This is a genomic window from Kineococcus endophyticus, assembly GCF_040796495.1.
Lineage (GTDB): Bacteria > Actinomycetota > Actinomycetes > Actinomycetales > Kineococcaceae > Kineococcus > Kineococcus endophyticus.
The window spans coordinates 23,651-33,019 of the sequence record NZ_JBFNQN010000022.1; the positions used below are offsets into that span (position 1 = coordinate 23,651).

At 74.0% G+C, this 9,369-nt stretch carries 13 protein-coding genes and 1 pseudogene; 8 read left to right on the top strand and 6 right to left on the bottom strand.

All coding sequences use genetic code 11. The features are described from left to right. Window positions 1-14: 14 nt before the first annotated feature. Window positions 15-725, top strand: coding sequence for a hydrogen peroxide-dependent heme synthase (gene hemQ, locus AB1207_RS23630; RefSeq protein WP_367641207.1), 711 nt, complete (start codon window positions 15-17; stop codon window positions 723-725). 6 nt (window positions 726-731) lie between these two features. Here hemQ and AB1207_RS23635 read toward each other — a convergent pair whose 3' ends face one another. From AB1207_RS23635 to AB1207_RS23645, 3 genes are read right to left on the bottom strand one after another with little or no spacing between them, the layout of a single operon-like run. After that, the gene (locus tag AB1207_RS23635) at window positions 732-1,049 is read right to left on the bottom strand and encodes a hypothetical protein (protein ID WP_367641209.1); all 318 of its coding nucleotides are present in this window, start codon (window positions 1,047-1,049) and stop codon (window positions 732-734) included. Between the two features lie 15 nt (window positions 1,050-1,064). Further along, complete coding sequence (msrB, locus tag AB1207_RS23640; protein ID WP_367641210.1) at window positions 1,065-1,502, bottom strand: peptide-methionine (R)-S-oxide reductase MsrB; 438 nt, start codon at window positions 1,500-1,502, stop codon at window positions 1,065-1,067. Window positions 1,503-1,550: 48 nt separating this feature from the next. Then, window positions 1,551-2,084, bottom strand: a complete 534-nt coding sequence (locus AB1207_RS23645; RefSeq protein WP_367641212.1) for a hypothetical protein — start codon at window positions 2,082-2,084, stop codon at window positions 1,551-1,553. A 100-nt stretch (window positions 2,085-2,184) separates the two neighbouring features. On the opposite strand from AB1207_RS23645, the gene AB1207_RS23650 reads away from it, so the two are divergent. From AB1207_RS23650 to AB1207_RS23675, 6 genes are read left to right on the top strand one after another with little or no spacing between them, the layout of a single operon-like run. Next, window positions 2,185-2,538 (top strand): DoxX family protein, encoded by a 354-nt coding sequence (locus tag AB1207_RS23650; protein WP_367641213.1) that lies wholly within the window; start codon window positions 2,185-2,187, stop codon window positions 2,536-2,538. After that, complete coding sequence (locus AB1207_RS23655) at window positions 2,535-3,707, top strand: alpha/beta hydrolase family protein (protein ID WP_367641215.1); 1,173 nt, start codon at window positions 2,535-2,537, stop codon at window positions 3,705-3,707. Before AB1207_RS23650 ends, AB1207_RS23655 begins: the two co-directional genes overlap by 4 nt. Continuing rightward, on the top strand, window positions 3,704-4,681 hold the full coding sequence (locus AB1207_RS23660) for a zinc-dependent alcohol dehydrogenase (RefSeq protein ID WP_367641216.1): 978 nt from the start codon (window positions 3,704-3,706) through the stop codon (window positions 4,679-4,681). The genes AB1207_RS23655 and AB1207_RS23660 overlap by 4 nt, the downstream gene beginning before the upstream one ends. A gap of 10 nt (window positions 4,682-4,691) precedes the next feature. After that, window positions 4,692-5,075 (top strand): 6-pyruvoyl trahydropterin synthase family protein, encoded by a 384-nt coding sequence (locus AB1207_RS23665; protein ID WP_367641218.1) that lies wholly within the window; start codon window positions 4,692-4,694, stop codon window positions 5,073-5,075. Next, window positions 5,072-5,959, top strand: coding sequence for a glycosyltransferase (locus tag AB1207_RS23670; RefSeq protein ID WP_367641220.1), 888 nt, complete (start codon window positions 5,072-5,074; stop codon window positions 5,957-5,959). Before AB1207_RS23665 ends, AB1207_RS23670 begins: the two co-directional genes overlap by 4 nt. Then, entirely contained in the window at window positions 5,944-6,696 is a 753-nt protein-coding gene (locus AB1207_RS23675) for an SAM-dependent methyltransferase (protein ID WP_367641221.1), read from the top strand. The genes AB1207_RS23670 and AB1207_RS23675 overlap by 16 nt, the downstream gene beginning before the upstream one ends. A 4-nt stretch (window positions 6,697-6,700) precedes the next feature. Here the strand turns inward: AB1207_RS23675 and AB1207_RS23680 are convergent, their stop codons facing one another. Continuing rightward, the gene (locus AB1207_RS23680) at window positions 6,701-7,123 is read right to left on the bottom strand and encodes a hypothetical protein (protein ID WP_367641228.1); all 423 of its coding nucleotides are present in this window, start codon (window positions 7,121-7,123) and stop codon (window positions 6,701-6,703) included. A gap of 38 nt (window positions 7,124-7,161) precedes the next feature. After that, a pseudogene (locus AB1207_RS23685) lies at window positions 7,162-7,407 on the bottom strand (methyltransferase domain-containing protein); the annotation flags it as partial. Between AB1207_RS23685 and AB1207_RS24550 the strand changes: the two are divergent. Then, entirely contained in the window at window positions 7,342-7,860 is a 519-nt protein-coding gene (locus tag AB1207_RS24550) for a hypothetical protein (RefSeq protein ID WP_496204305.1), read from the top strand. The pseudogene AB1207_RS23685 and the gene AB1207_RS24550 overlap by 66 nt on opposite strands. A 209-nt stretch (window positions 7,861-8,069) precedes the next feature. On the opposite strand, the gene AB1207_RS23695 is transcribed toward AB1207_RS24550, so the two are convergent. Continuing rightward, on the bottom strand, window positions 8,070-9,369 hold a 1,300-nt coding region (locus tag AB1207_RS23695; RefSeq protein WP_367641224.1), incomplete at its 5' end, for an HNH endonuclease signature motif containing protein.

The window sequence follows — 9,369 nt, forward strand, 5'->3', positions numbered from 1 at the left end:
GGGAGACTGGGGCCATGTCCGACACGACCACCACCACGGGCCCGACCGCCGACGAGATCAACGACACCATCGCCTACGCGATGTGGTCGGTCTTCGCCGTCGAGACCACCCTCGGTGACGCCGACCGGGCCGAGATGACCGACGAGGTCGCGGGCCTGCTCGAGGAACTGACCGGCAAGGGCCTCGTCGTCCGCGGCCTCTACGACGTCGCCGGCCTGCGCGCCGACGCCGACGTCATGGTCTGGTGGTACGCCCCGACCATCGAGCTCGTCCAGGAGGCCTACCGCCGCCTGCGCCGCACCCGCCTCGGGCGCCACCTCGCACCCGTCTGGTCGGTCGTCGGCCTGCACCGTCCCGCGGAGTTCAACCGCGGTCACGTCCCGGCCTTCATGTCGGGGGACCGGGCCCGCGACTACGTCTGCGTCTACCCGTTCGTCCGGTCCTACGACTGGTACCTGCTGCCCGACGCCGAGCGCCGCACGATGCTGCGCGACCACGGGCTGGCGGCACGGTCCTACGAGGACGTGCGCGCCAACACCGTGTCCGCGTTCGCGTTGGGCGACTACGAGTGGGTCCTCGCGTTCGAGGCCGACGAGCTGCACCGCATCGTCGACCTCATGCGCGACCTGCGGGCCACCGAGGCCCGCCGCCACGTCCGCGAGGAGGTCCCGTTCTTCACCGGGCCGCGCGTCGAGCTGCCCGAGCTCGTCAACGCCCTGCCCTGAGGGACCTCAGACCTGGCGGTAGTCCGCCTCGGAGTCGGCGTCACCCGCGCGGGTGGCGTCGACGTCCGGTTCCTCCTGAGCCAGCCGCTCGTCGAGGGTCTCGGAGTCCCGGTCGCCGTCCTCGATGATCTCGGCGGTGAAGTTGCTGAGGTGGTTCTCCGGCTCCCAGCCCTGGTCGTCCTGGTCGTCGCGCATGAGCGTGTCGGAGGAGAGGACCTCGGGGTCGTCGGCCGAGGGGGACGCGTCCGAGTCGACCTGCTGGAGGTCGGGGTCCGCCAGCGGGTCGACGTCGGGATCGCGGGGTTCGTAGGGCTGCTCGCTCATGCAGCCCAGCCTGCCTCAGGCCTGCGTCGGCCGCAGGCTGAGGCTGATCGAGTTGATGCAGTACCGCTGGTCGGTGGGCGTGGGGTAGCCCTCGCCCTCGAAGACGTGACCGAGGTGCGAACCGCAGGTGGCGCAACGCACCTCGACGCGGCGCATGCCGAGGGAGTCGTCCTCGAGCAGTTCGACGGCGTCGGAGTCCTTCGGGTCGAAGAACGACGGCCACCCGCAGTGCGAGGCGAACTTCTCCGAGCTCGTGAACAACTCGGCCCCGCAGGCACGACAGGCGTAGACACCCTCGGTCGTCGTGTCCTCGTACTCACCTGTGAAGGGGCGCTCGGTCCCGGCCTGGCGCAGCACCTGGTACTCCTGAGGGTCCAGCTGCGCGCGCCACTCCGCGTCCGTCTTCGTCACGCTGTACGTCTTGCTGCTGGTCTCGGGCGTGTGCGCAGTCATGTCCTCCTCAACCCCTCCGGTCCGTGCTGTGTTCCGTGTGGCGTTCCGTCAGCCCAGGCGGGTCGTGCCCGCGTACACGTGCAGGACGGGCACCCCGAGGCTGTCGCGCGCCCGCGAGGCCCAGTCGGCGTGGAACGTGTCCTCGACGGCGTGCGGGCGGGTCACGACGACGAGCTCGCGGGCGTCCGGCTCCTCGGCCAGCGCCGTGCGGACCGCTGGCAACGGGTCGTCCTCGGTGGTCCGGCCCTGTGCCGTGAGGCCCTCGGCGCGCAGGGCCTCGACCGTGGCGCGCAGGGCGGTCTCGGCGTCGGCGCGGGCCTCCTGGGCGTCCGGCCTCCCGGCGCGCAGGTCGGCGAGGGCCTCCTTCAGCTCCCCGAGGCTCAGCTTGTCGACGACGTCGGCGAGCAGGCTGCGCTGGGTGTCGGCCGGCACGAGGACGAGGTGGCGGACGTCCTGCCCCTCGGCGCGTTCGGCGGCGTGCAGCTGCGCGACGTTGCGGGCGTCGACGTCGCCGAAGGCCTCCTCCGTGAGCACGACGACGGTCCAGGGCGCGGCGTGGGGCGACTCGTTCTCGGCAGGCACGTCCGCGACCCTAACGGGGGCGGGTGCGCCCAGCAGCCCGGTGTCGGGCAGGATCGGGGCCGTGATCGCGTCGACACCCCGGGGCCGGAGCAGTCGTGCGGTGCCGCGGTGGGTCGCTCCCGCGGCGCTCTTCGGCGTGGCCGGGGTGGCGCACTTCCTGCGCCCCCGCGGTTTCGACGTCATCGTCCCCCGGGCCCTGCCCGGGTCGGCGCGGGCCTGGACCCTGGCCTCGGGGGTCGCGGAGCTCGGCCTGGCGGCGGGGTACGCGGTGCCCGCGACGCGACGCGCCACCTCCCGTGCGGCGGCCGCATTCCTGGTGGCCGTGTGGCCCGCCAACGCCCAGATGGCCGTCGACGCCTGGCGATCCGGCTCCACCCGCGCCCGCGTCGTCACGACGGCCCGGCTGCCGCTGCAGGTCCCGCTGGTCCGGCTCGCCCTGCGGGGCGGTGCGTGAACGGCCGCCGCGCCGCCGCGGTCGGGGCTGTCGCGACGGCCGCCGCCGCGACCCTGACGGGAGCCGCCCTGACGGCGACCGCGGTCTCCTTCGCCCGCGCCGTCGTGACCCCTCGCCGCCACAAGCCGGACGACCTCGAGGTCCTGCAGGTCGGCCCGCACCGCGTCGTGCTGTCGGCCACGGTCGACACGGTCGTTCCCGGCCGGTACGGCGTCTGGACCGACGGCGGCCGCGGGCACTTCCGGGTCGGGGAGGTCCTCGAGAGCCGCGAGGAGCGCGTCACGCGCGAGCTGCTCGGGGTCGACGCCGGAACCCCCGCCCCGGGCCGGGCGCGCTGGAACCAGTACTACTTCGCCGGCGACCCGGCCGTGGCCCTCGGCCTGCCGCACGAGGACGTCCTCGTCCCCAGCGACGTCGGTGCGCTGCCCTGCTGGTCGCTCCCGGGTCCCGTCGACGGCGGTTCCGACACCTGGGCCGTGCTCGTCCACGGTCGCGGGGCGACGCGCGAGGAGGCGCTGCGCGCCGTTCCCGTGCTGCACGCGCTGGGGGTGCCGTGCCTCGTCCCGGCCTACCGCAACGACGCCGACGCCCCGACCGTGAAACCCGGCCTGTACGGCCTGGGCGACACCGAGTGGCGCGACGTCGAGGCCGTCGCCCGGTACGCCCTGGACCGCGGCGCGCGGCGGCTGCTGCTCGTCGGCTGGTCGATGGGCGGCGCGATCGTCCTGCAGTTCGTGGCCCGCTCGCCCCTGGCCGAGCACGTCACGGCCCTCGTGCTGGACGGTCCCGTCGTCGACTGGTTCGACGTGCTGGACCACCAGGCCCGCCAGGCCGGGGTTCCGGTCCGCCTGGGGCGCCTGGGGTTGCAGCTGCTCGGGCACCCCGTGGGCCGTCGCCTCGTGGGAGTCTCCGGCCCCGTCGACCTGCGGGCCATGGACTGGGTGCGCCGGGCCCAGGAACTGCAGCTGCCGGTCCTGCTCCTGCACTCCGACGCCGACGACTACGTGCCGTCCGGGCCGTCGCAGCGGCTGGCGCAGGCACGTCCGGACCTCATCACCTACGTCGCCAGCAGCACCGCGCGGCACACGAAGGAGTGGAACGTGGACCCGCAGGGCTGGGAGTCGGCCGTCCGGGAGTTCGTCACCTCACGGTTGGAGGCGGGCGCGTGAGCGTGGCGCACGCGCTGTGGACGACCGGGCCGGGTCAGGTCGAACTGCGCGAGGAACTGCTGCCCGTGCTGGGCACCGCCGACGTGGAGATCCGGACGGAGTTCTCGGCCGTCAGCCGCGGGACCGAGGCCCTCGTCCTCGCCGGGGCGGTCCCCTCGAGCCAGCACGACACCATGCGGGCCCCGTTCCAGTCCGGGGAGTTCCCCTTCCCCGTGAAGTACGGGTACCTGTCCGTCGGCACCGTCGAGCAGGCCGGGCCACGGGCCCAGGACCTCGTGGGGCGCAGGGTGTTCTGCCTGCACCCCCACCAGGACCGGTACGTCGTGCCCGCCTCGTCCGTGCTGCCCGTGCCCGCCGCCGTGTCGCCCGGTCGGGCGGTGCTGGCCGGGATGCTGGAGACCGCGGTGAACGGCGTCTGGGACGCCGGTCTCGGCATCGGCGACCGGGTCAGCGTCGTCGGTGCGGGGGTGCTCGGACTGCTCGTGGCGACGCTCGCCGCGCGCGTCCCGGGCACCGACGTCGCGGCCGTCGACGTGCGCACCGACCGCGCGGGAACCGCGGAACGGCTCGGGTTCCGGCTCGTCGCGCCCGACGACGCGCGGCGCGAACGCGACGTCGTCCTGCACACCAGCGGAACGGGTCCGGGGCTCACGACGGGGTTGCAGCTGCTCGGCGACGAGGGCCTGCTGGCGGAGATGAGCTGGTACGGCGACCGCAGCGTGGAGGTCGGCTTGGGGGAGGGTTTCCACTCCCGGCGGCTGACGATCCGCGCGTCGCAGGTGGGGCGGGTCCCGCCGGCCCGTGCGCCGCGCTGGACGACGCGGCGCCGGCTCGCGCTGGCGCTGGACCTGTTGTGCGACGAGCGGTTCGACGCCCTGCTCGACGGGGTGACCCCGTTCGAGCGGTCCGCGGAGGTCCTGCCCGGGATCGCCGCCGTGGGCGGCGACGCCCTCTGCCACCGGTTCAGCTACTGAGGAGTTCGGCATGTTCTCGTTGACGGTCCGCGACCGGTTCATGGTGGCCCACAGCTTCACCGGAGAGGTGTTCGGCCCGGCCCAGCGCCTGCACGGCGCGACGTTCGTCGTCGAGGCGACGTTCCGGCGCGTCGAGCTCGACGGCGACGGCCTCGTCGTCGACATCGGCGTGGCGTCGCAGGTGCTGCGCGCGGTGCTCGCCCAGGTCGAGTACCGCAACCTCGACGACGTCGAGGAGTTCGCGGGGCAGAACACCTCCACCGAGTTCCTCTGCCGCTGGATCGCTGACCGCCTCTCGGTGGACCTGGGACCCGCCGTCACCGGGCTCGCAGGGATCACGGTGCTGTTGCGCGAGTCCGACGTGGCGTGGGCGGCGTACGAGAAGGAGCTGTGAGGTTCCTCCTCGCCCCCGACCTGTCGGCCCCGACGGGCGGGAACCGCTACGACGCCGAGCTCCTCGCCCGGGGGGTCGTGGACCGGGTCGTCGGATCGCTCGGCGAGGTTCCCGACGGGTCCTCGGTCCTGCTCGACGGTCTGCTGGCCTCCGCCCGCCCGGACCTGCTCGCCGCGCACTCCGGCCGCGTGCGGCTCGTCCTGCTCGTGCACCTGCTGCGCGCGGACGACGTCCCGCCCGAACCGGTCCTCGCCGAGGAGGTCCGGTCGCTGCGTCTCGTCGACGCGGTGGTCGTGCCGAGCCGCAGCGCCGCTCGACGGGTCCTCGAGGTCTCCGGGGTCCAGGCCGTCGTCGCCGAACCCGGGACGGCCCCGGCCCGCCCGTCGGTCGCCCGGGGGGCGCACCGCCTGCTGTCCGTGGGGACGGTCGGCGGGCGCAAGGGCCAGCGCCTCGTCGCCGAGGCCGTCGCCCGGCTCGGCGGCCCGTGGTCGTTGCGGTGCGCCGGGACCGTCGCCGAGGGTTTCGCCCTGCCGGGAACCACGTTGCTGGGGCCGGTCGACCACGCTGCGCTGCAGGCGGAGTGGGACCGGGCCGACCTGCACGTCCTGCTGTCGGAGTCCGAACCGTACGGGATGGCCGTCGCCGAGGGCCTGGTCCGCAGCGTCCCGTCCCTCGTGGCCGACCGCGGGGAACTGCCCGACCTCGTCGGGCCCGCCGGCATCGTCGTCGAGCCGGACGTCGACGCCGTCTGCGCCGCGCTGGGGCGGTGGGCCGGCTCGGCCGAGCTTCGGGTAGCCACGCGCCGGGCTGCGGCGGACCGGGAACTGGCGACGTGGGACGAGACCGCGCGGATCGTGAGGGAGACGTTGTGGACGAGACGGTGACCGAGCTCGAGAACTTCGACCCCGACTGGCTGGCGCTGCGGGAACCCGTGGACCACGCCACGCGCTCCCGGCGCCTGGAGGGGTTGCTGGCGGCCCGGCTGACCGACCGGGAACGCGTGCGGGTCGTGGACCTCGGTGCCGGGTCGGGGTCCACCCTGCGCCACCTCGCCCCGCGGTTGCAGGAACTGGGCGTGGCGGCCGAGCAGGAGTGGGTGCTCGTCGACCACGACGAGGACCTCCTGGCCCGGGCGCTGGCGACCCCCGTTCCCGCGGCGGCCTCGGTCGCGACGGCGACCGTGGACCTCGCCGACCGGGACGCGGTGCGGGACGTGCTCTCCGGCGCGGACGTCGTCGTGGGGTCGGCCCTGCTCGACGTGCTGCCCGCGCCGGTCGCGACCGGTCTGGTCGAGGTGCTGTCGACCCTCGACCCGCGGCCGGCGGTGCTCTTCGTCCTCACCGTCGCAGGCGGAGCGACGAGCGAACCCGAGGTCCCGGGGGTCGCGGAGGGGTTCGACGCCGACCAGCGCGTCCACGGCCTCGGCCCGGACGCGACGGGTCACGTCGCCGACGCGTTCGCGGCCCACGGGTGGTCGGTGGAGCGCGAGGCGACACCGTGGCGTTTGAGCACCTCGCCCCTCCTGGACGCCTGGGCCGAGGGCTGGTTCGCCGCGGCCGGAGTGCCTGCGCAGCCGTTGTCCGCGGCCGTCGTCCCCCACGAGGACCTGCTGGCGCAGTGAGGGTTCAGGGCCGGCGCGCGACGAGGGAGAACATCAGGGGGCACTGCGCGGAACCCTCCGGGAGTTCCCACCCCCGCCCGCCCCGCACCAGGGTGGGCAGCGCCTTCCACGGGATCGAGCGGTGTTCGTGGAAGGCCTCGATGCGCAGTCCCGCCGCCAGCAAGGAGTTCAGCACCTCACCGAGGTCGTGCGTCCACTGGTACGTGACGGCGTTCTGCATCCGGGTGTCGCTCGCGTAGGTGGTCCCGTCGTCGAACCGGCTCGGACCACCACCGGAGAAGTACGGCTCACCGAGGACCAGGAGGTCGTCGTCCCGGTCGTACTGCAGAGCACTCGTCGTCGGGTGGACGTCGTGGACGAGGAACACCCCACCCGGTCGCAGGAGACGCGCCACCGCCCGCGCCCACGCCGCAGGTCCGCCAGCCACGTGAACACCCCCACCGAGGTGAGCACCACGTCGAACTGCCGGCCCAGGACGTCGGGGGCGTCCTCGTTGGCGGTCTGCACGAACGAGGCGTCCGGCAGTCCCGCCCGGGCGGCGAGCCGGCGGGCCGTCGCGACCGCCTCCCCGGACAGGTCCGTGCCGACCACCCGGGCGCCGCGGCGGGCGAGGCTGGTCGTGTCCGTGCCGATGTGGCACTGCAGGTGCACGACGTCGAGACCGTCGAGGGAACCCCCGGGGAGGTGCGGGGCGAGGACCTCGGCCTCCACCTCGACCCCGACGGCGCTCGGATCGTCCGCGAAGGCCTCGGCGTCGTGGGCGACGACGTGGTCGGCGACGCGCTCGTCCCAGTTGCGCATGATGGCGGCGACGGGATCCACGGTGAGATCCTAGGCGCGACGCTGGGACTGGAGGCAGGGGACACACCCGCTGGCGTGCGGCAGGAACTCCAGACGTCCTGCCGGGATGGGACGGCGGCAGTGCACGCAAAACCCGAACTCACCCGCGTCCATCCGGGCGAGGGCTTCCTCGACCTCCTGCAGGATGCGTCGCGCGCTGCCGATGCTAGCCGCGATCACCGGGTCGGTCTCCGCCGCCAGCAGTTCCTCGGCGGTGATCGACTGCAGGAGAACGCGACGGTCGTCTCGTGTCTCCTCGAGGGCCGTCCGCAGGTGGTCGTGATCGGTGTGGTGGGTCGTGGCGGTCATGGTGGAACTCCGTGAGAATGACGAAAGGACGCCTCGCGAATGCGGGGCGTCCCTGGGTGTGCTGACCTCTGCGGGTCAGCCACCCGGGGGCGGAACGGTGGGTGCGCAGGTCCACGTGGCGCGGGGGGTCACCCCGAACCGACCGCGTCCATCCACTGCTCGCACGGAACCCACCGTAGCCGCGGGAACCGAGGCGGTCATCCGGTTATCACCGGTGGTGCGGCTCAGAACGGTGGCGGGTCGTCGGCCTCGCGGGCAGCGCGCAGCGCCGCGACCCGCCGCGCCCGGTCGTCGACGTGTTCCCACACGAACTGCGTCTTGAACCGGTGGTGGGTCCGGCACAGGGCTTGGAGGTTGTCGGCGGTGGTGGGGCCTTCGGGCCAGGGGACGACGTGGTCCAGGTCGCAGTCCGCTGCCGGGCGCACGCACCCCGGGCCGCGGCACGTCTCGTCGCGGGCGACGACGAACCGGCGCAACGCCGCGGAGGGGCGGTAGACGTCGGCGGCGATGTCGATCACCTCCCGGGTGCCGGGGGCGGTGACGACCTTGCGCCAGGTGGCGTCGGGGTCGGCGGCCAGTTCCCGCGCCGTCTTGATGGACACCGGGCCGAGGCCGTCGACCCACGCCGCGTTCTCGGGAAGTTCCCCACCGTTGTCCTCGTCGGTACCGAACAGGGTGGTCGCGTCGACGCGCAGCAGGACGTGGACGCTGGTCGCGGGCCGGTGACTGCGGCCGGTCGTCACCGGGTGGTCCTCGTCAGCGGGCTGCTGGTGGGCTTGGTCGGAGGTGGCGGGGGTCCACCGCGTGAGGCCGTCGCGCAGGACGTCGACGAGGGCGTCGTTGACCCTGGTGGCGTGGTCGCGGGTGTCGTGCAGGCCGTGGGCCTTGGTGTGGTCGGTGGTGGCGTCGGCGCAGGCGGTGGCGAACGTCATCAACCGCCGGCCCAGGCCGAGGGGGAGTTCGAGGGACAGGTGGGCGCTGGCGCCGTCCTCGCAGTCGGTCAGGACCGCTTCGCGGCCGGGCCGTCGGGTGTGGCGGACGACGCGTTCGTGGTGCGGGGTCATCCGTTCCAGCAGCCGGAAGCAGCGGCCGTGCAGGGCCGAGCCGACCTTGCCCTCGCGGGCCCAGGTCAGGGCGGTGGTGTGGAACCGGTCCAGGGCCTGAGCGAGAGCCTCACCGTCGAGGAGCGCGGGACCTTCGGTGACCTCCCCGTCGGCGTCTGCGGCGAGGGTCCCGGTGTGGGCGGCGAGGCGGCGGGACTGGGCCAGGATGGTGCGGGCTTGGCGGGCGGTGACCTGTCCGGCGGCGACGGCTTCCCACACGGGCCGTTCGACGGTGCCGGCGGTGTGGGCGGTCCAGACGTGGGTGAGGGCGGACTCGATGGGGACGCCGCAGCTGCGGGAGTGGTGCAGGGCGACCAGTTCGATCGCCGCCTGCAGTGGGGTCCAGGCCGCGAAGGGGTGGCCGTGGTGGCGGCCCATGATCTGGATGCGGCGGTCGGACAGTTCCCCGGCCTGGTCGGGG